Genomic DNA, 20,395 nt, shown 5'->3' with positions numbered 1-20,395 from the left:
TCGCCAGGCGTCCTGCCCAGCCTCGAGATTCGAGCCCGCTCGGGGAGCCCTACCGCTCGGCGCGCAGGCTGGCGGTGTCGATCACGAAGCGGTAGCGCACCTCGCCCTTGAGCATGCGCTCGTAGGCCTCGTTGATCTTCTGGATGGGGATGAGCTCGATGTCCGAGGCCACGTCGTGCTTCGCGCAGAAGTCGAGCATCTCCTGCGTCTCGCGGATGCCGCCGATGAGCGAGCCGCCCAGCTTGCGCCGGCGCATGACGAGCGGGAAGGCCGACAGCGGGGTGGGGTGCGTGGGCACGCCGATGAGAATCATGGTGCCGTCCACCTTCAGCAGGCCGAGGTAGGCGTTGTAGTCGTGCGCGGCGGGCACGGTGTCGAGCACGAAGTCGAACCGCTCGGCGAGCTTCGTGAAGGTGTCCGTGTCGGAGGTGACGGCGAAGTGGGCCGCGCCCAGGGCCAGCGCGTCGTCGCGCTTGGAGGGCGAGGTGCTGAGCACGGTGACCTCCGCGCCCATCGTCTTCGCCAGCTTCACCGTCAGGTGGCCCAGGCCGCCGAGCCCCACCACGGCGACCTTGTCACCGGCCTTCACGCCGTAGTGGCGCAGCGGCGAGTAGGCGGTGATGCCCGCGCACAGCAGCGGCGCGGCCCTGTCCAGCGGGAGCGACTCGGGGATGCGCACCACGTAGTTCTCATCCACCGTGATGTGCGTGGAGTAGCCGCCCTGGGTGGGCGCGCCGTCGCGCTCGCGCGAGCCGTAGGTGCCCACCGCGCCCGGGATGCAGAACTGCTCCTCGCCCTGGCGGCACGGGGCGCAGTCACGGCAGGAGTCGACCAGGCAGCCCACGCCCACGGCATCGCCTACCTTGAAGCGGGTGACCGCACCGCCGGCCTTCGCCACCCGTCCGACGATTTCATGGCCCGGCACCAGCGGGAAGACGCCCACTCCCCACTCGTCGCGGGCGTGGTGGAGATCCGTGTGACACACGCCGCAGTAGAGGATGTCGATGAGCACGTCGTGGGCGCGTGGCTCCCGGCGCTCCATCGAGAAGGGCGTGAGGGGAACTCGGGCACTCTGGGCTGCGTAGGCTCGGGCGATCGGCATGGGCTCTCCAGAGAAGGCACTGCATGCGACACGAGGGGTCGTCTCACGCGACGCTACCAGAGGGTCCGTTGCCACGAGCAAGTGAGCCCCTCGGGAAGGAGGCTCTCGCTGCAGCCGCAGCCGATGATTTCCCATTCGTTGTAATGCAGCACACCGAGTGTTCCCCGGGCCGCACTGCACGGCGTGGGTGTGTCACCGGCTCCGGAGCGAGAGGTCCGCCGCGCGAGGTCCTCGCGAGACGAGGTCCACGCTCCTGCCCAGCAGCCGCTCGAGGTGCGCGAGCACGGCGTCTTCCTCCGGTGCACTCTCCTCGAGCCGGGGCGCGGCGTGCGCGAGCCACCGTGCGAGCCGGGCCTGCCGCTCCAGGGAGCGTTCCGGGGAGACGGCCAGCCGCGTGACGAGCCCGGCCTCGGTGCGCCGCGCGAGGAGTCCGGCGTCCTCCGGCGGGAGCTCGTGCTCGTAGCCCGCGCAGACCTTCCAGGTGCGCAGCCGCTTCAGCGAGTCCAGGTGCGTGATGGCCAGCGCATCCACCCCGCCCACCACGTCGAGCGCGTACCGGGCCAGCACCGCGTCGAACCAGCCGTAGCGCACGCCGCCCTGCCACGCGTTGGGGACGTTGTGCTCGGAGACTCCGGGCCGCAGCTCCGCCGTCTCCGTGGGCAGCGGCCCCGCGCCATGGCGCACCGAGTGGCTGCGCAGGACTCCCACTCGCTCCACGTCCACGTCCAGCCCGCTCTCGGCGATGAGCGCCAGCGCGTTGCCGGCGGTGCAGCACGACCAGGTGGTGAAGGGATGGAAGCCATGCCACTCGTCGAGCAGCACGCCCTGCGCTCCCTCGAAGACGGTGGCCGGGGAGTTGGCCATCCACGTGCGCAGCGTCGAGTCCGGTGCCACCAGCCCGAGCGTCACCAGGGGCGCCGACTGCTCGAGCCAGGCCTCCATGACGGCTCCGTGCTCGAAGAGGGCCCACTCGCGCGCGGCCTCGGGCCCGCCAGGCGCGGTGCCCCACAGCGCGCGCAGCTCCTCGTGCTTGCGCTCGCGGAGGCGCTGGAGCTTGCGCTTCACCCGCGCGGGCTCGCGCAGCTCTCCGGCGAGCACCGTCTCCTCCGGATGCTCCAGCGCGTCCTGGACGGTTTCGCCCACGCCCACCCCGCAGCTGCCATGGCGAGCACCACCCCGGGCCAGCTCGCGCAGGCGGTTGGCGGCCTGATGGAAGGGCGTGATGACGCGGGCGCGCTCGCTGACGCGCAGGCGCGAGAACACGTCCTCCACGCCCTTGCCTTGCAGCGCCCGCCCCTCCAGCAGCAGGGCCGTGGGGTGGACGAGGACGTGATGGGACAAGAAGGTGCGGACGCCCGGAACGAACGTCCCCGCGCCGAACTGCGCGAAGGTGTGGTGCCGGCCGTCGGACGTGACGACGTTGTGCCCCGCCTGGGCGCCGCCGTTGTACCGGACGACGACGGTGGCTCCCGTGCGCCGCACCAGGAAGTCCGTCAGCAGCCCCTTCCCCGCGTCACCGAAGCCGAGGTCGATGACGATGGAGGCACGCGGCCGGCGCGGCTCCTTCATTTGACGAGGCGCAGCAGCCGCTTCAGGACTCCGTCCCCGGCCGGAGCGCCGGAGAGCGCGGGCCCACCGGTGCGCCCCAGGGCCTCGGCCAGCGGCGTGAGCGCCCGGATGGCGGCGGCGAGCCGCTCCCCGGGCACGTTCGCCTCCCGCATGACGCGGCCCAGCTCGTCCACGTCCTTCACCAGCCCCTCGTAGAGCGAGATGGCTCCCGCCGTCACGAAGCAGATGTCCTCGGGGGACTCCATCACCAGCACGTGGTCTCCGAGCAGCTCGCGCCACCGGCGCTCGCACTTCTTGCGGCGCGCGAGGTCCGGAATCACGAAGAAGGGCACGAAGGTCTTCTGCAGCTCGGCGATGATCTCCTCGACCTTCAGGTCGTCATCGAGCCGGTCCCCGACAATGCCCTCGACCATGTGCTTGGAGAGGAGGGGGTAGGGCAGCTCGTCGCCCGTCATGAAGAGGTAGCCCTTCTTCTGGCGCTTCACCCAGCAGTCCAGCTCGGTGTGCTGGGCGAGGAAGTAGAGGCCGAGCTCATACGTCTCCTGGCCCGTGCCACCGCCGCCGCCCTCGACGAAGCACCAGGTGAGCCACTGGTCCATCAGCTCGGCGGTGGACTCGAACTGGCCCACCTGGAGCGGCGCGTTGTCGCTCGTGGCGTCGCCCACGGCCATGAAGAGCAGCTGCGGATCCGTCACCTTGCAGTCGGTGAGGACCTTCATGAACTTGGGCAGCAGCTGCGTGGCCAGCAGCCTGGGAATGGTCCCCATCGAGCCCGTCACGTCGAGCGCGAAGACGACGCTCAGCGAGTTGGGATGCTCGGCGCTGTCGCGGCTCTCGCGCACGCGCACGCCCTTGGGGTTCATCAGCGGGTGGCAGTTCTTCTGCTGGAAGACCTGCTGGGTGGGAACCTGGGCGCGCCCGCGAAGGAGTGCCTCGTGTGCCTCGTTGCTGTAATTGCCGTAGCCCATCGTCCGTGCTCCTTCGTCTCGGCGGGTGGCCGCGTGCTCACGGCATCGCGAGCGGGTGGAAGCCCGGCCGGCCAAAAACCCTGGCGCTCACTTCACCAACGCGCTCGCGAAGTGTCCAGGCATCCCCCCCGGATTCCCCGGCCCCCTCTCCGGTGGCGGCGTGCCGTACGAGTGCCGCCAGGGCGCCGGGCACGGAGTCCGGCACGGTGCCTCGCGAGGGCTCGCCCCCGAGGAGCGCGGCGATGCAGCGCGCGCTCATCATCAGGTCGGCCTCGGGCGTGAGCGTCTCCGAGCGCAGGAGGCTCTCGGGATAGAAGCCCTCACAGCCGGTGCACACGGCGCGCAGCCGGGCTCCCGGGCGGTCCGCGCAGCTGAAGCCCACGAGCCGGGCGCCATGCTCCCGGTGCTGGACGAGCAGGTGCTGGGGCAGCACCGCGCCGTGCACGACGCCCGAGCGGTGGAGGAACGAGAGCGTCTCGAGGATGCGCCGCCACATCCAGATGGACACGCGCGGCTCGATGCCGGTGGGGTACGCGCGCCGCACGGCCTCGAAGGTGTGGACGAAGCCACTGGGCCAGCGCAGGGCCATGGCGCGCGCGCCCGCGTGGGGCCCGTCGCGCAGGACGCCTCGGGCCACGGGTTGTGGCAGGCGGGTCGTGAAGGTCGCGGCCCCGTCGGCGGTGCTGCGCTGGAGCTGCTCGAGGACGTCCCATTCGTGCTCGAAGAGGGGCGCGTCGTCCGGGTTGCGGAGCACCTTGAGGAGCACGCGCTCGGTGGGCCAGCGGGCCCGCTCGGCGACGTAGACGTCCGAGAGCTCCCCGCGCGCGATGAGCCCGCCGGGCGCCCAGTGGCTGTCCCCGAGCGTCCACCAGGTGGAGTAGCCGTGGCGGGCGGGCTGGTTCCAGGCCTGGAAGGCCTCGCGGAAGCGCGCGGCGGAGACGGCCGCCGGGTCGAGCTGCACCGTGACGCCGCAGAAGGAGCACGTGACCGAGCGCGCGAAACGGCTCGGCGGCGTGAGCGGCGCGTTGCAGTGCGGGCACTTCAGGACTCGCTCGGCCATGGCGGGTGGCAGGCTACCACCACCCTCCGGGCCGGCGAGCGGCCTCGGCTAATGGCCCGCGTCCTTCGCGGGAGCCGGGGCGGCGGGGGGCTTGGGCGCGGCGTCCTTGCCGTTGCCGGAGAGGGCCTCATCGCCCTCGACGAGCTCCTTGTCCTCGCGCAGGAACTCCTGGGCCACCTGGTTGACCTCCTCGGGCTTGAGGCCGGTGAGCACCACGCTGGCCGCGCGCGTGCGCGTGACGAGCGCCGTCTCGCCGAGCGCCTCGTGGATGCGCATGAGCGCGATGTGGATTTCAGGGTCGAACGGGTCGGCCGCGAGCGCCTCCAGGTAGGTCTGCCGGGCCTTGGGGTAGTCCTTGCGGAACAGGAGGATGCGGCCCAGGTGCACGCTGGTGCTCGGCGAGCCCGGGTGCAAGCGCAGCGAGCCGCGCAGCACGTTCTCCGCCTCATCCAGCCGCCGCAGCTCCAGCAGCGCCAGGGCGTACTTGTTGGACACGGACTCGTACTTGTCGCCCACCAGCTTGTGCGCCTTGGCGTACTCCTCGGCCGCGGCCCGGGTGCGGTTGCGCTCGCGCATCAGCTCGCCCAGGTGCGCGAACTTGCGCGCCGGCACCTCCGTCACCTCCGCGAAGTCGCCGAAGGAGATTTCCCGGCCCTTCTTCTTCTCGTCCTTGTCCTTGGCGTTCTCCTTGAGCACCACCTCCTCGCGCGGCAGCAGCTCCTTGGGGAAGGACTGCTTCTTGATGTGCGCGAGCCAGCTCTTCTCGAAGAGCGGGAAGGGCATGCCCGTGGCCGCCTCCACCGACTTCTTGTCCGTCTTGCCGTCGCGCAGCCCGAGGATGATTTCGCGCAGGCCCTTGTTGCCCTGCGTCTCGTAGACGTAGTCGATGGCGAAATACACCTCGGCGAAGGCCGTGGCGGCGTCCTCGGCCGTGGGCAGCATGGCGATGGACGGGTGCATCTTCTCGAAGGGGATGAGCTTGTCGTCCTTCACCCGCCGCCCCAGCAGCGCGAGCGTCGAGGGGGTCATCGCCAGCCCCGGCTTGCCGCGCCAGCGCGACTCGAGGAACTTGGCCAGGCCCTCGTGCAGCCAGATGGGCACCGTGTTGTGGCTCATCTGGCTCACCACCAGGTGGATGTACTCGTGCGCGAGCGTGTCCTGCCAGTCGTAGCCGCGTGCCACCGCCTTGGGGCTCGTCACCATCAGCTTGTTGAACTTGCAGATGGCGATGGTGCCCGTCGTTTGAATCTGCTGGTAGGTGAGGGTGCTCACCTTGGACAGCTCGCGCGCGTTGTTCACCACCTCGACGCGAATCTTCCCCGGCGGCCGGTGCCCCAGGTCCTCGGCGAGCGCGCGGTGGATGGACTCCAGCGTCTCCAGCGCGTAGGGCACCAGCACCTCGTCCTTCCCCTTGGGGTAGTAGAAGATGAAGTGCTCGCTCTCCGCGTGCGCGTGGTCCTTCACGATGGCCTGCGTGTCCTTGGCGAGCCGCAGGTAGCTGCCCGGCTTGTCCTCGATGTTGGCCGCCTTCAGCTGCTCGATGGCCTCGGTGTAGTGGCCCTCCTCGAAGGCCACGCGGCCCTGGAAGTATTTGAGCGGCTCCACGTCCTCCGGGACGATGCCCTCGAGCGCCTGCAGCTCGCGCCGCGCTCCCGGCACGTCCCAGCCGTCCAGCGCCGCCTCCACCTTGCTCAGGCGCTCCTTGGCCTCGGCCTTCAGTGCGTCCTGGGCCCTCGCGGGCGCCAGGGGGAGGAGGAGGGCCAGGGCGAGGAGCAGGGAGGGGATGTTCTTCCAGGCCATCACTTCACCAGCTCCTCGTAGTAGCGCTTCACCTGGTCACGGTACTTCTCCGGCGCGCCCTGCTTCATCGCGTCCAGCAGGTCCTTCCGGAACTCCTTCGGCGCCTGGTAGGCCTCCTCGTCCGGAATCTCCACCTTGTCGCGCGGGTCTCTGCCGTTGCCCTCGCGCTTGCCCATGCCCATGGGCAGTGGCAGTCCGCGTCCCTTGCCCCGACCCCGCTGGCTCTCCTTCATCTGCTGCTGGAATTGCTTCAGCCCCTCCAGCGCCGCCTGCTGCTCGCCGTAGCCCCGGTTGGCGTCCTTGCCCTCCATCCGTTGCGCGGCCTCGCCCATCCGCCGGCCGACCTCCTCCATCTGGTCCCCCGCCTCCTGGCCGAACAGCGGCGCCATCTGCTCCATGTCCTGCATCTGCTGGCGCAGGTCCTTCGCCTTCTGCTCCAGCTGCTGCTGTTGCTGGGCCAGCTGCTGCAGCTGCTGCTTGTCCTGCTGGCTCATCTGCGAGCCCGGCGGCGGGAAGAGCGACTGCAGCTTGCGGTTCACGTCCTCCACCGACTTGGCGTCCTTCTCCAGGCGCTCGGCGAGCTGCGCCGACTGCTGGCGCACCTCGTCCGGGTTGCCGTACATCTCGTCCAGCGCGCGCTGCTGCTCGCCGTAGCTGGAGAGCTGCTGGGCCGCCTCGGAGGCGCGCTGGGCCGCCTCGGCCGCCAGGTCGTAGTCGTCCACCTTCAGCGCGTTCTTCGCGTTGTCCAGCTCCGCCTGCGCCTCCTCCAGCGGACGCGAGGCCCGGCTGTTGAGATCCTCCGGCTTGAGCTGCTGGTAGCTCTTCTGCACCTGTTCAATCTGACGCTGCAGCTCGTCCTTCATGGCCTTGCCGCGCTCGGACAGCCGGTCCTTGTTCTGCTTGCGGGCCTGGTCGCGCAGCGCCTTGGTGGCGTCGGCCACGCGCTGCTGCTCCTGCGCCGTCTTCTGCAGGTCGTCCATGAACTGGCCGAACTTCTGCGACAGCTCCGGGTACTGCTCGTTGCCGAACTCGTCCTGGGCCTCGTTCAGGCCGTTGAGCATCTCGTCCATCTGCATGGACAGCTCCTGCAGCTTGGCGAGCGCCTCGTCCGTCTTGCCCTCGCGCATGAGGCGCTCCACGTCGTCGAGCGCGCTCTGCATGTCCTGGTCCTTCATCATCTCCTGAAGGGCCTCGGCGTTGAGGTGCTCGTCGCGGATGCCCTGGCGCATCTCCGACATGCGCTGCATCAGCTCGTTGATGCGGTTGCGCACCTGCTGAATCTGCTGCATCACCTGCTCGCGCACCTGCTCATCCGGGTTCTGCTTGTACTGCTCGATGAGGTTGGCGAGCTCGCGGCGCTCGTTGGCCAGCTGCCTGGCCAGCTCCTGCAGGGCCTCCAGCTTCTGGCGGTCCAGCAGGGACTCCAGGTAGAGGATGTCCTTCTCCAGCTCGGCGACTTCATCGGTCACGAGCGCGCCCAGGCGCTCGCCGGTGCCGAAGTCGTCGCCGGCCCGGCGCTGCTGGGTGCGCAGGTAGATGCGGCGCAGGTCCGAGGTGGCGCGCACCTTCTGGCCCAGCGTCGCGGCGATGTTGGAGAGCGCGCCCACGAGCTCGGCCGGGTTGTCGCGCTCGCGGCTGAGCTCCTGGGCGAGCGCGCGCATGTCCGCCACCAGCGTCAGGCCCGCGGTGTCCACCGACTGCGCGGCGGCCACCTTCTGCGGCTCCCTCACGCGCTCGCGCTCCGGGCCCTCCAGCCGGTCGGCGAGGTGGTCCACCATGCGGCCCCAGAGGGCCTCGGCCTTCTCCAGGGCGGCGCGCAGGTGCTCGGCGGCGCTGTAGACGCGCAGCACCTGGGTGCGGCTCACGCCCCGCTTGGGGCCCTCCACCGCGTCGTTGTCCTTCGCCTCGATGAAGTAGGAGATGCGGTCCCCCGGCTGCGCCTTGAGCGTGCCCAGGTTCCACGTGTACGTGCCCTTGTCGCGGCGGCCATCCTCCTTGGGCAGGGCAATGCGCGTCTCCTCCTTCGCGCCCGGCGTGCGGAAGACGAGCGCCAGGCCGTTGAGGCCGTAATCGTCGCTGGCCTCGTACTTGAGCGTCACCTGCTGGCCGGGGTCGACCTCGATTTCCGCCGCGGGCGTGAGGAGTTGCACCTGGGGCGGGGTGTCCGCCTCCACGTTGAGCGGGATGTCCGGCCCGGTGGCCAGCGCCTTGCGGCCCGCGCCGTAGAAGACGAAGTGGTAGTTGCCCGGCTTCTTCGCCACGAAGCTGCCGGAGAGCTCGCGCTTGCCGGTGACGGTGAGCGGCAGCGTCTCGCCGTTGACGACAATCTCCGCGCGCTCCACCTCGCGGTCCGAGCGCGTCTTGAGCGTCACCTCGGTGCCGGCCGGTGCGCTCACCTCGCCGTTGGTGCCCGGCACGGTGCGCTGGGCCAGCCCCGTGTAGGCGGGGTAGCGGTACGTCAGCTCGATGTCGCCGGTGATGGGCTCGCGCTGCTCGGGCAACGCGGCGAGGCGCGCGGACTCGAGCGCCTTCTCCAGGCCCGCGCGCCACTGCGCGCCCGCCAGGCCCAGCACCACCGCGAGCACCAGCACCACGCCGCCCAGCGCCAGCCCCGCCTGCTTGAGGCGCGAGCCGTCCACCACCGTGCCCGCGTCCACCTGTCCGGCGCGCAGGTCCATCTGGCGCAGGAAGGCCTCGGCGAGCTCGGAGGAGTGCTGTGGCTGGGCGGCCTGCTCGCGCGAGAGCTCCACCGCGGCGAGCACATCCAGGGACAGCTCCGGCCGGCGCTCGCCGATGAGGCGCGCGGTGCGCAGGTCATCGCCCACCGTGCGCACGGAGAGCCCCACGCCAAAGGCACCCGCCACGAGCGCGCCCACCACCGGGGCGAGCAGCAGCATCCACCGGCCGGCGGCCGGGGCGGCGAGCGCGAGGAAGCCCGCGGCCACGCCCAGCACGAGCAGGGTGGCGGTGCCCAGCAGCGCGCCCTGGAGCCACAACTGGCGGCGCTGGCGGGCCCGCACCGCGGCGAGCAGCCGCTCCACGCCATGCGAGCGCGGCTCGGGCTCCGGGGGCGGAGCGGGAGGCTGCGGGGGAAGCGGAGGGGGGAGCTCCGGGCCTGGGGTCTGCGGGGATTCGAGATTCACGCTGTCACGTCCGCTCGGTCGTGTGGCAACCCATGGCCGGGCCACCTATTTCCCAAATCTGTAGCAGGCCCCGGCGTGCGGCGCGTCCCCCAGGCCACCGGGCGGGGGGCTGGAGCCCCCGGGTGTCCTCCGGTGGAAGCTTGCCCGGGGGGGCGGCGGGCGCCAGAGGTTCAGCGGCTGGCGCTCTTGGACGCCGCGTCCTCGCCGTCCCGCTCCGAGGGCTCGGACCCCTCCCCGTCCGGGGTGCCGTTCACCGGCTCCCCCGAGGGCGAACCGGCGCCCAGCTCCTCGGCGATCGCCGTCAGCACGTCCTGGGCGTTGATCAGGCGCGTGCGCGACATGCGGGTGATGGCGCGCTGCACGGCGGACTCCACGGTGCCGGCGGAGGGCACGTCCAGGGCGCGGCCCGCCTCGGTGAGCGCGAAGAGCGCCTTGCGTCCGTCGAGCGGATCCGCCTTGCGCTCGAGCACCCCGCGCTTCTCCATGCGCTTGAGGACGCCCGTGAGCGTGCTGGGGTGCACGTGCATGATGTGGGCGAGCCGCCCCGCGGTGATGCCGGGGAAGCGGCCCACGAGCCGTATCACCAGCCGTTGGGGGCCCGTCAGTCCGAGCGTGGCCTCCATGCGTTTGGAGGTGGATTGCAGGCCATGGTCCACGGCCCACAGCAGGCGCATGAATTCCAGCACTTCCCCGAGGGGAGGCGCGTTGCTCTTGTCGGCGGAGGTCTGTTCCCCGGCCTCGTCGATTGGCTTCATTTCTACAGTGTCCCCCAAATTCTACCTTGCTGTCGCGCGTCTCATCCTTGGACAGGTAGTGACGATGGCGGGGCGCTGCCGGGGGAAACCGTTGCCGGACGGGGGGGTGCAGGCTAGGGCGCAGCCGCCCCCTCCCGAGGACGGTCCATGCCTTCGTTTGGTCCCCTACCATCCCCCTCCCCAAGCCGGACGCGGATGCCGCGGTGCGTTGTCAGGCACTGCTGGACGGGAAGACGAAGCCGAGGGGAAGCCTGGGGAGGCTGGAAGAACTGGCCTGCCGGCTCGCCGCGCTGACGGGCAGGCCGGTGCCGCGGGTGTGACGGACGTGCCTCCTTCGGGTCACCAAGGAGCCCCTCCACTTCTACGCGCGTAGAAGTGAAACGGACCCCCTCCATTCCGGTTCTACGTGCGTAGAAGTGAAACCGACCCCCTCGATTCCGGTTCTACGTGCGTAGAAGTGAAACCGCTGGGGGCCGTGCGTCCGGGACCCGCACTCAGATGGTGAAGTCGCCGAGGAACACGTTGGCCATGCGCACGTCGGCGTGGACGTGGTCGCCCTCGACGACGCCCAGGTTGTCGAACTCGGAGCGGGGCACCTCGACGGTGACCATTTCGCCCGAGGGCAGCTTGAGCAGCACCTTCACGTAGCCGCCCACCGACTTCAGCCGCTCGACCAGCATCGTGCTCGGCCCACTGTCGCCATTGGCGGGCTTGGCGATCTTGATGTCATGCGGGCGGACGAACGCATGCACCGCCTCGCCCTCGCGGGCGCTCTGGGGCGCCTTCACCACGAGCGTGCCCACCTCGGCCCGCCCCGAGCGCACCAGGCCGCGCAGCACGCTGGTGCCGCCCACGAACGAGGCGACGAACGGGGTGGCCGGCCGGTCATAGATTTCCTCGGGCGGCCCGGCCTGGGCCACGCGACCATCCGAGAGCACGACCACGTGCTGTGAAATCTCCAGCGCCTCCTCCTGGTCGTGCGTGACGAGCAGGGTGGTGACACCCGTCTGCTCGTGCAGCTCCTGCAGCCACTCGCGCAGCTCCACGCGCACGCGGCTGTCGAGCGCGCCGAAGGGCTCGTCCAGCAGCAGCAGCTTGGGGCGGATGGCGAGCGCCCGCGCGAAGGCCACGCGCTGCCGCTGTCCTCCGGAGAGCTGCCCCGGGTAGCGCTGGCCCAGCTCCTCGAGCTGCACCAGGCGCAGCATCTCGTCCACGCGCGCTTCGATTTCAGCGCGGGGCTGCCGGCGCGTCTCCAGGCCGAAGGCGATGTTCTGCCGCACCGTCATGTGCTTGAAGAGCGCGTAGCTCTGGAAGACGACGCCGATGCCGCGCTTCTGCACGGGCAGGTGGGTACAGTCCACGCCCTCGATGCGCACGGAGCCGGAGTCCGGCAGCTCCAGCCCGGCGATGAGCCGCAGCAGCGTGGACTTGCCCGCGCCCGAGGGCCCCAGCAGTGTGGTGATGGCCCCTGGCGGCGCCTGGAACGACACATCCGAGACGGCCGGAGTCCCCGCGGCGGTGAAACGCTTGGTGAGTTGCTCGACGATGACGCTCATGGGGACTCGGCCCTCCACTCGACGTACTTCTTGACGGCCAACGTCACCAGCGCGAGCACCGTGAGCAGCGAGGCCACGGCGAACGCACCGGCGAGGTTGTATTCGTTGTAGAGAATCTCCGCGTGCAGCGGCAGGGTGTTCGTCACCCCGCGCACGTGCCCCGAGACGACGGACACGGCGCCGAACTCGCCCATCGCGCGCGCGTTGCACAGCAGCACGCCGTAGAGCACGCCCCACTTCACCTTGGGCAGCGTCACGCGCACGAAGGTGCGCCAGCCGCTCGCGCCCAGCGACAGCGCCGCCTCCTCCTCGTCCTGCCCCTGCGCCTGCATGACGGGCAGCACCTCGCGCACCACGAAGGGGAACGTCACGAACACGGTGGCCAGCACGATGCCGGGCACGGCGAAGATGATGTGGATGTCGTGCTCATCCAGAAACGCGCCGAACCACCCCTGCCGGCCGAAGAGCAGCACGAAGACGAGGCCCGCGATGACGGGCGACACGCTGAAGGGCAGGTCGATGAGCGTGAGGAGCACGTCCCGGCCGGGGAAGCGGAAGCGGGCGATGAGCCACGCGGCGGCCAGCCCGAAGCCCAGGTTGAGCGGCACGGCGATGGCGGCGGCCAGCAGGGTGAGGCGGATGGCGGACCAGGCCTCGGGCTCCACGATGGCGGCGAAGTACGCGCCCACGCCCTTCCGCAGGGCGTAGGTGAAGACGGCCACCAGCGGCACGACGAGGAACACGCCGAGGAAGGCGAGCGCCAGGCCGATGAGCAGCCAGCGCACGGGCGCCGGGCCGGAGACGGGGCGCCGGTGGCGGCGCGCAGCGTGCGAGGTCGGGTGCATGGCGGGACTCCTACCCGGGCCGGGCCTCGAGCCGGCGTTGGCTCCAGCGCTGCAGCAGGTTGACGGCGAGCAGCAGCGCGAACGAGGCCCCGAGCATCACCCCGGCGATGGCCGTCGCCCCGGCGTAGTCGTACTGCTCCAGCCGCGTGATGATGAGCAGCGGGGCAATCTCGGTCTTCATCGGCATGTTGCCGGAGATGAAGACGACGGAGCCGTACTCACCAATGGCGCGGGCGAAGGCGAGCGTGAAGCCGCTGAGCAGCGCGGGGAAGACGCTGGGGAAGAGGACGCGGGTGAACACCTGCCAGGGCGTGGCCCCCAGCGTGGCGGCGGCCTCCTCCACGTCCACGTCGATGTCCTCGAGCACCGGCTGCACGGTGCGCACCACGAAGGGCAGCCCGATGAAGGTGAGCGCCACGACGATGCCCAGCGGCGTGAAGGCCACCTTGAAGCCGAGCGCCTCCAGGTACTGCCCATACCAGCCGTTGCGCGAGTACAGCGTGGTGAGCGTGAGCCCCGCCACGGCGGTGGGCAGGGCGAAGGGCAGGTCCACCAGCGCGTCCACCAGCGCCTTGCCCGGGAAGTGGTAGCGCACCAGCACCCAGGCCACGAGCAGGCCGAAGACGGCATTGGCCAGCGCGGCGAGGAAGGCCGCGCCGAAGCTCAGTTGGTACGCCGCGAGCACGCGGGGCGCGGCCACCGTCTCCCAGAACTGGCCCCAGGAGAGGGTGAACGTCTTGAGGAAGAGGCCGGACAGCGGCAGCAGGACGATGAGGCCCAGGTACAACCAGCTCAGCCCCATCGTCAGTCCGAAGCCCGGCAGGACGCGGCGTCGTGCGCTCGAGGACATGAAGGTGCGGCTCCGGCTACTGCGCCTTGGGGACGTAGACCTGGTCGAAGGAGCCCCCGTCGTCGAAGTGCTTCTTCTGCGCCTGCTTCCAGCCGCCGAACACCTCGTCGATGGTGAACAGGCTCACCGTGGAGAAGTGGCTGGCGTACTTCGCGGCCACCGCCTGCGAGCGCGGCCGGAAGTGGTGCTTCGCCGCGAGCTCCTGGCCCTCCTCGGAGTAGAGGTACTGCAGGTAGGCCTCGGCCGCGGCGCGCGTGCCCTTGCGGTCCACGTTGCGGTCCACGATGGCCACGGGCGGCTCGGCGAGGATGCTCACCGAGGGGACGACGATCTCGAACTGGTCCTTGCCCACCTCCTGGGTGAGCAGGAAGGCCTCGTTCTCCCAGGCGATGAGCACGTCACCGAGGCCGCGCTCGGAGAAGGTGGTGGTGGCGCCGCGCGCCCCCGAGTCCAGCACCGGCACGTTCTTGAAGAGCTGGGTGATGAACTCGCGCGCCTTGGCCTCGTCGCCGCCGGCCTTGCGCTGCGCGTAGCCCCAGGCGGCCAGGTAGTTCCACCGCGCGCCGCCGGACGTCTTCGGGTTGGGGGTGATGACGGCCACGCCGGGCTTGAGGAGGTCTTCCCAGTCGTGGATGGCCTTGGGGTTGCCCTTGCGCACCACGAAGACGATGGTGGACGTGTAGGGCGAGCTGTTGTTGGGCAGCCGCGACTGCCAGTTGTCCGGCAGCAGGTTGCCCTTGTCGTGCAGCATGTCCACGTCGTACGCGAGCGCGAGCGTCACCACGTCCGCGTCCAGCCCGTCGATGACGGCGCGCGCCTGCTTGCCCGAGCCGCCGTGCGACTGCTTCACCACGAGCTTCGTCCCGTTCTTCGCCTCCCACTGCTTGGCGAAGGCGGCGTTGACGTCCGTGTAGAGCTCGCGCGTCGGGTCGTACGAGACGTTGAGCAGGGTGATGGGCTCGCCCTGCGCGGCGCCCGGCTTCGAGCAGCCCTCCAGCGCGGGCACGGCGGCGAGCAGCAGGGACAACAGGGGAGCGGCGAGCTTCTGCGAGAACAGCGGCTTCATTGAGATACCTCGAAACGGAAGGGTGGCGGCGAGGTCTCGGTGGGTTCGAGGCCCATGAAGCTCGAAAGCCCACCGTCCCCTCGCGGGTGAGTGGTGGGCTCTCCAGAGCACGCAGCCGTCAGCCCTCAGGCCTCCGGCGGGCGGGCGCCCACCCCGGTCTCCCAGGACAACACGATAGGTTCTGGGGGCCGGGGACGTGCATGAACAGGACACAAAGTGCCCGGGGGGCGTCCGTTTGTCAAGCGGTTCATCCGCTATAACGGACGGCCTCCCCCGGGCACCTGGGGATCAGAAGCTGGCCTGGAAGCGGCCGAACAGGACGAGCTCCGAGGGCTTGTCCGCGCCGTTGGCGGCGCCGCCCTCGAAGGTGGTGTGCTCCAGGTCGAGGCCGATGCGGTTGTTGCCACCGATGTACCAGTTGGCGGCGGCGCCCCAGCCCTTCGCCACGCGCGCGGAGCGGTTGGGGTCGGCGAAGCGCGGGAAGGCGTCGGGGTCGACGTGCAGCTCGGCGTAGCGGGCGGCGAGCTCCACGGCGCCCCAGCTTCCCTCGGAGGGCCGCAGCGGGTGGGTGGGACGCACGCCCTCGAAGCCCGGGGTGCCCCCGAAGAGCACGTAGGAGGCCTGCACCTGCCACGTGTCGTTGCGCACCCGGACGCGCTCGTCGGTGCCGCGCCGCAGCTCCTGGGTGGAGGTGACGTACTCGGCGAGCAGCCCCAGGCCGCCGTAGTAGTAGTAGGCCTGGGGCGACAGGCGCAGGTGCGCGCCATCGGCGACGACGGTGTCCGCCGCGGTGGTGCTCGACAGGTAGCTGAAGAAGACCTGCTGCCCCACGGTGCGGTAGGGCGCCAGGCCCGTGGCGGACGGGGTGCCGTGCTGGCTGCCGCTGCTGCCGGCGATTCCCAGCCCGAGCCCCTTCAGGGGCGTCCACTCGGTGCGCCGGAACGGGTGCGAGAAGACGCGCGCGGCGAGGTCCACGTTGTCGTCGAGGTTGGCGTCCACGCTGGCGTCATCGGGCGTGCCGTTGAAGGCCCCGACGGCGTACGTCAGCACGCCCCCGGCGATTTCCCCGTGCAGCTGGATGCCCTCGTCGCGGTTGGGCACGAGGTTGGAGGGCAGGTTGCGCTCGACGAAGACGATGTTGCTGTCGGACTGGAGCTGCTCGAGCCCCATGGAGGGCGGCTTGTACTTGCCCACGCGCAGCCGCAGCTCGGGCCGGGGGCGCAGGTCCACGTACGCGTCCTGGAGCGTCGTCGTGCCGCTGCCGAAGTCCGGCATGATGCGGAAGTCCACCAGGCCGAAGAGCGTGCCATCGAGGATGGGGCGCGCCCGCCGCACGAGGAAGGTGTTGACCGCGGGCCGGTCCTTCTCGCTCGCGAAGTAGCGGCCGTCCGCCTGCACGTAGCCGCGCAGCTTGAGCTGGAACTGCTTGTCCGCCGACGCGAGCGTGAAGCCCTCCGGCCCCGCGCTGACGACCGGCGGAGCGGCCGGAGCGGGCGGCTTCGCCTCGGGGGCGGGCGGCGGCGTCTCCGCCTTCGGGTTCTCCGGCTTCGGCGTCTCCACCGTCGCGTCCGGCGGCGTCTGCGGCGCTCCCGCCGGGGTCTGCTGCGCTGCCGCGGCTCCGGGCAGGGCCAGCCAGGCCGTGGCCAGCACCGCGCGCGGCAGCGCTCCACGGCGGGGAGACTTCGATGACTGCTTCGTCCAGCTCGACTCGTCCAAGGTGCTACCTCGTTTGGGGGAAATCGGCCCGCGAGCGCTCCGAGGGGATTCGAGGACTCCAGGTACTCGAAAGCCCACCGTTCCCTCGCGGGGGGTGGGCTTCGTGTTCCGCGCGGCCTCGGCTCTCAGGCTTGCGGTGCGCGAGCGCCCACCCCGGGGGACCGACAGCAACAGAGCACTGGGGGCGTGGGGATGGGCATTGGGAACGGGAGCCAAGGTGCCCGGGCGTCATCCGTTTGTCAATCCATTCGTCCGTTATAGCGGACGCCTCCCGCGCGGCGCGTGGGGGGGTTGGGGCCTGGGCGTCTCACCCCTTATCGTGCCGCGCCCGGGCTCCAGGGGCCTGGGAGGGAGCGGCACATGGCGGACCAGAAGAAGAACCTCGGGCGCAGGGTGGAGCTCGACTTCTCCGCGCTGGACCAGGAGGCGACGAGCCCTCCCTGGAGCGTGCCGCCCCTCGAGCTGGACGGCGACACGCGCGCGGCTCCGCTCGAGGACAACACGACGCGGCTGAAGGCGGCGCCTCCGCCCGTGCCCGTGGAGGAGGAGCCCCTGCGCACGGCGTTCTCCACGCGGGCGGTGCTGATCGCCGACCTGCTGCGCGACACCTTCTCCCGGCGCTTCTTCGGCCGCGCGCCGTACCGCGTGCTCCGCGTGGACGAGCCCGAGGGGCCCAGCACCGCGGGAGGGCGCCTGGCGCGGCAGTCCATCTCGCTCGTGGCGCGGGAGGGCTCGGCGCCCTCGGTGGTGTGCGGCTGGGTGGATGCCTCGAAGGAGGAGGCGCAGCTGCGCGGCTACGAGTCGGTGGCCCGCCGCTACGAGTCCCACCATGGAATGGAGCTGGACCTCGCGCCGGAGCACTACGAGCGCTTCCTGGAGGACCTGGTGCAGGCGCTGATGTCGGGCGGCATCAAGGTCCGGGTGCTCGTGCTGGACGAGGAGGCGCTGGCGCTGGTGCAAGGGGCGCAGCCGGGGAGCCCGTCTCCGAAGGCCCGGGGGCGACGTGGGCCGGGGCGCCGCATGTGGGTGCTGACGTTCATCCTGGGGCTGCTGGTGGGGCGGATGGTGCCCTGGGCGGCGGTAGATGCGGCCCTGTCTCGGATTGCGGATTCCGTGCGGGCCACGTTGGCGGGCCGGGCCGACCGCTGAAGTCAGGTGCGGGTGTTCATCCGCGCGAAAACATGGCAAGAGGCGCCCTCCCATGAGGCGCCTGTCCGCTGGCATCGCATTCCCCAGCCGCATCCCCGTGCCCGGGGCGGCCACGTTCGACGCGGCGGACGTGGGCCGCGCGACGTTGCCGTCTGCGCGCCGCTCGGGCGGGTTGGGGTCCGCCATCACGGACCCTCTCGGGTGGATGGAACTGTTGGGTGCGACGCTGTTGGCGGTGGGGCTGGCGGGGGGATGGCGCGGGGGCATGGTATTCGCGGGGGTGACGGCGCTGACCGCGATCCAAGGTGCGTGGTGCGTGCAAAGGATTGGGGGGATTACGGGAGACACGATGGGAGCGAACACGGAAGTCTGTGAAACGCGGGTGTTCGTGGTGCTGCTCGGGCTGGGGGAGGGGTAGGCGATGATGGACTGGCGACTTCCGAAGGGCGTGACGCGCATGGTGCTGGTGCGTCACGGTCAGCCGGTGGAGGAGACGCGGGGCCGGTGCTACGGGCGGCTGGACGTGGGGTTGTCCGCCACGGGCCGGATGCAGGCCGAGCGCGCCGCGCGCTTCCTCTCCGAGGCGCCCCTGCTGCGCATCTACGCCAGCCCGAGGCAGAGGGCGCTGGAGAGCGCGGCGCCGCTGGCGGAGCTCAAGGGGATGGCGGTGGATACGGAGGAGGCGTTCCGGGAGATTGATTTCGGTCTCTTCGAGGGCCTCACGTACGAGGAGGCGGAGAAGCGCTACCCGGAGATTTACGCGGAGTGGATGGCCCACCCGACGCGAGTGCAATTTCCCCAGGGCGAGAGCTACCGGGAGATGCGCGAGCGGGTGAGGTTGGCGGGCCATGCGCTGCGCACGCGGCATGCCGGAGAGACGTTCGTGCTGGTGTCGCACGGCGGGGTGAACCGGACGCTGCTGGCCGAGGCGCTGGGCATGCCGGACGAGAACCTGTTCCGGTTGGAGCAGGGGTACGCGGCGGTGAACATCATCGACTTCTACGGGGACGAGCCCATCGTGAAGTTGATGAACGTGACGTTCGGCTGAGCCCGCTCGCGCGGGGGCACCTCTGCCAGGGGGGTGCATCGATGGCGGACCGGGGAGTCGGATAGACTGGCCCGCCATGGAAGCCGCCGCCCCCCGAGTGCCGCACTCCGCCCGGCTGTTGCAGGAGTACCTGGACCAGGACGTCGTCCCGCGCGAGATGGCCATCGCCCGCTTCATGCGGGGGATGACGCTGCTCAGTTGCGTGGCCGCGCTGCTGCTCGCGGGAATGATTGGCTGGGGCCTGGCGCTGTGCATCGCGGGGCTGACGGGCGGGCTGTGCGTCTACTACGCCCTCATCCTGCGCACGCTCCAGCAGGGCGGCTTCCACCCGGCGATGCAGTGGGTGGACAGCGCCCTCACCGTGTCCATCCCGGCGGTGGTGTTCACCATGGACGTGTACTTCCACGGGCCCGCGTACGCGCTCACCGCGCCGCCGTTGGTCGCCTGGGGCGCGCTCATCGTCGTGTGCGCGCTCCGGGCCGGCAAGAAGCTGGCGTATGGGGCGGCGGCGCTCGCCGCGCTCGAGTACCTGGCGCTCTACCTCTTCGTGGCGCAGCCCCGGCTCCCGCCCGACTCGCTGAGCACCCTCTCCTTCCCCATGGTGCTGCTGCGCTGCGTGTTCCTCTTCTCCTACGGGCCCCTGACGGCCACGCTCGCCAGCGTCATCGTGGCCAAGGCCGAGCAGGCGCTGCGCGCCATCCGCGAGAAGGACGTGATGGGGAAGTACTTCCTCCACGAGCGGCTGGGCGCGGGTGGCATGGCCGAGGTGTTCCGCGCCACCTATAGCCCCGAGGGCGGCTTCGAGAAGCAGGTGGCCGTCAAGCGCATCCTCCCGGCCTACGCGGACAACGAGGAGTTCCTCGCCATGTTCCGCCGCGAGGCCGAGCTGGGCTCGCTCCTCATCCACCCCAACATCGTGCAGGTGCTCGACCTGGGGCGGCACCAGGGCACCGTCTTCCTCGCCATGGAGTTCGTGGAGGGCATGCCGCTCAGCTCGCTGTTGCTGCGTCTCGGGGTGCGGCGGCTGCCCTCGGCGGCGGTGGCCTACGTGGGCGCGGAGGTGGCCGCGGCGCTCGCGTACATGCACGGCCGTACGGACTCCCGGGGCGAGCTGCTGGGCCTGGTGCACCGCGACCTCAACCCGCCCAACGTCCTGCTCTCGCGCATCGGTGAGGTGAAGGTGTCGGACTTCGGCATCGCGCGCGCGGCCAACCGGCTCGCCCTCACCCAGGCGCAGACGGTGCGCGGCAAGGCGGGTTACATGGCGCCGGAGCAGGCCTTCGGCAAGCCCCTGGATGGCCGGGCGGACCTCTTCGCCCTTGGCCTCACCCTGCACGAGGCCCTCACCGGCCAGCGCGCCCTGCAGGGCGAGACCGAGCGGGAGCTGATGGTCGCCTCCACCCAGCAGGAGCTGCTGCCTCCCTCCCACTTCGTGGCTGGCATCTCGCCCGCGCTCGACGCCATCGTCATGGGTCTGCTCGTGCACGACCCGGAGCGGCGCACGCCCTCGGGCGAGGTGCTCCAAGGGCAGCTCATGGCGCTCACGGGAGACGAGGCGCCCTATCCCCACGGCCGGCAGCAGTTGATCGATGCCCTGCGTCAGGCCACGACCCAGGCCGCCCTGCCCGTGCAGCCCCTCCAGCTCACGCCCGACATGGCCCTCACCGAGCACGCCGACGTGCTCGAGCTGCCGCCCCGCGCCGCCCGCCGCTGAGCCGGGCCCGTGGGTGCGAGAGAAGGAGAGGAGGCCCGGGGCTCGCGGCCTCCT

17 protein-coding genes are annotated in these 20,395 nt (G+C 70.7%); 5 read left to right on the top strand and 12 right to left on the bottom strand.

All coding sequences use genetic code 11. The features are described from left to right. Positions 1-49 precede the first annotated feature (49 nt). From ACJ8AN_RS28435 to ACJ8AN_RS28405, 7 genes are all read right to left on the bottom strand, one after another. On the bottom strand, positions 50-1,102 hold the full coding sequence (locus tag ACJ8AN_RS28435) for an NAD(P)-dependent alcohol dehydrogenase (RefSeq protein ID WP_407758632.1): 1,053 nt from the start codon (positions 1,100-1,102) through the stop codon (positions 50-52). Positions 1,103-1,294: 192 nt separating this feature from the next. Then, a complete protein-coding gene (locus ACJ8AN_RS28430; RefSeq protein ID WP_407758631.1) occupies positions 1,295-2,671 on the bottom strand; it encodes an adenylosuccinate synthetase in 1,377 nt (458 codons plus the stop codon). Next, positions 2,668-3,639: a VWA domain-containing protein gene (locus ACJ8AN_RS28425; RefSeq protein WP_407758630.1), complete on the bottom strand. Its 972-nt coding sequence runs from the start codon at positions 3,637-3,639 to the stop codon at positions 2,668-2,670. Before ACJ8AN_RS28425 ends, ACJ8AN_RS28430 begins: the two co-directional genes overlap by 4 nt. Positions 3,640-3,676: 37 nt before the next feature. Then, positions 3,677-4,699, bottom strand: a complete 1,023-nt coding sequence (locus tag ACJ8AN_RS28420) for a hypothetical protein (protein ID WP_407758629.1) — start codon at positions 4,697-4,699, stop codon at positions 3,677-3,679. A 48-nt stretch (positions 4,700-4,747) separates the two neighbouring features. After that, the gene (locus ACJ8AN_RS28415) at positions 4,748-6,499 is read right to left on the bottom strand and encodes a peptidase MA family metallohydrolase (protein WP_407758628.1); all 1,752 of its coding nucleotides are present in this window, start codon (positions 6,497-6,499) and stop codon (positions 4,748-4,750) included. Next, complete coding sequence (locus ACJ8AN_RS28410; RefSeq protein WP_407758627.1) at positions 6,499-9,642, bottom strand: DUF4175 family protein; 3,144 nt, start codon at positions 9,640-9,642, stop codon at positions 6,499-6,501. Before ACJ8AN_RS28410 ends, ACJ8AN_RS28415 begins: the two co-directional genes overlap by 1 nt. Before the next feature lie 170 nt (positions 9,643-9,812). After that, entirely contained in the window at positions 9,813-10,397 is a 585-nt protein-coding gene (locus ACJ8AN_RS28405) for a MarR family winged helix-turn-helix transcriptional regulator (protein WP_407758626.1), read from the bottom strand. A gap of 170 nt (positions 10,398-10,567) precedes the next feature. Here ACJ8AN_RS28405 and ACJ8AN_RS28400 point away from each other — a divergent pair, with 170 nt between their 5' ends. Continuing rightward, positions 10,568-10,717, top strand: a complete 150-nt coding sequence (locus tag ACJ8AN_RS28400; RefSeq protein ID WP_407758643.1) for a nicotinate-nucleotide--dimethylbenzimidazole phosphoribosyltransferase — start codon at positions 10,568-10,570, stop codon at positions 10,715-10,717. Positions 10,718-10,891: 174 nt separating this feature from the next. On the opposite strand, the gene ACJ8AN_RS28395 is transcribed toward ACJ8AN_RS28400, so the two are convergent. The 5 genes from ACJ8AN_RS28395 to ACJ8AN_RS28375 form a co-directional block, all read right to left on the bottom strand. Next, a complete protein-coding gene (locus ACJ8AN_RS28395) occupies positions 10,892-11,953 on the bottom strand; it encodes a sulfate/molybdate ABC transporter ATP-binding protein (RefSeq protein ID WP_407758625.1) in 1,062 nt (353 codons plus the stop codon). Then, entirely contained in the window at positions 11,950-12,798 is an 849-nt protein-coding gene (gene cysW, locus ACJ8AN_RS28390; RefSeq protein ID WP_407758624.1) for a sulfate ABC transporter permease subunit CysW, read from the bottom strand. The genes ACJ8AN_RS28395 and cysW overlap by 4 nt, the downstream gene beginning before the upstream one ends. Before the next feature lie 10 nt (positions 12,799-12,808). Further along, entirely contained in the window at positions 12,809-13,648 is an 840-nt protein-coding gene (cysT, locus tag ACJ8AN_RS28385; protein ID WP_407758623.1) for a sulfate ABC transporter permease subunit CysT, read from the bottom strand. 16 nt (positions 13,649-13,664) lie between these two features. After that, positions 13,665-14,714: a sulfate ABC transporter substrate-binding protein gene (locus tag ACJ8AN_RS28380; protein ID WP_407758622.1), complete on the bottom strand. Its 1,050-nt coding sequence runs from the start codon at positions 14,712-14,714 to the stop codon at positions 13,665-13,667. Between the two features lie 288 nt (positions 14,715-15,002). Next, a complete protein-coding gene (locus ACJ8AN_RS28375) occupies positions 15,003-16,430 on the bottom strand; it encodes an OprO/OprP family phosphate-selective porin (protein WP_407758621.1) in 1,428 nt (475 codons plus the stop codon). Between the two features lie 360 nt (positions 16,431-16,790). On the opposite strand from ACJ8AN_RS28375, the gene ACJ8AN_RS28370 reads away from it, so the two are divergent. The 4 genes from ACJ8AN_RS28370 (at position 16,791) to ACJ8AN_RS28355 (ending at position 20,341) form a co-directional block, all read left to right on the top strand. Continuing rightward, positions 16,791-17,579 carry a hypothetical protein gene (locus ACJ8AN_RS28370; RefSeq protein WP_407758620.1) on the top strand — a complete coding sequence of 263 codons (789 nt, stop codon included), beginning with the start codon at positions 16,791-16,793 and terminating at the stop codon, positions 17,577-17,579. Further along, positions 17,515-17,997, top strand: coding sequence for an adenosylcobinamide-GDP ribazoletransferase (locus ACJ8AN_RS28365; protein ID WP_407758619.1), 483 nt, complete (start codon positions 17,515-17,517; stop codon positions 17,995-17,997). Before ACJ8AN_RS28370 ends, ACJ8AN_RS28365 begins: the two co-directional genes overlap by 65 nt. 3 nt (positions 17,998-18,000) lie before the next feature. Next, positions 18,001-18,627, top strand: a complete 627-nt coding sequence (locus tag ACJ8AN_RS28360) for a histidine phosphatase family protein (RefSeq protein WP_407758618.1) — start codon at positions 18,001-18,003, stop codon at positions 18,625-18,627. A gap of 76 nt (positions 18,628-18,703) precedes the next feature. Continuing rightward, positions 18,704-20,341, top strand: coding sequence for a serine/threonine-protein kinase (locus tag ACJ8AN_RS28355; protein ID WP_407758617.1), 1,638 nt, complete (start codon positions 18,704-18,706; stop codon positions 20,339-20,341). Positions 20,342-20,395: the final 54 nt, after the last annotated feature.

The sequence above is a fragment of the Archangium sp. genome (assembly GCF_045802675.1).
GTDB lineage: Bacteria > Myxococcota > Myxococcia > Myxococcales > Myxococcaceae > Archangium.
The sequence above is the reverse complement of the archived record's forward strand: the minus strand, read 5'-3'. Positions and strand labels throughout refer to the sequence as shown.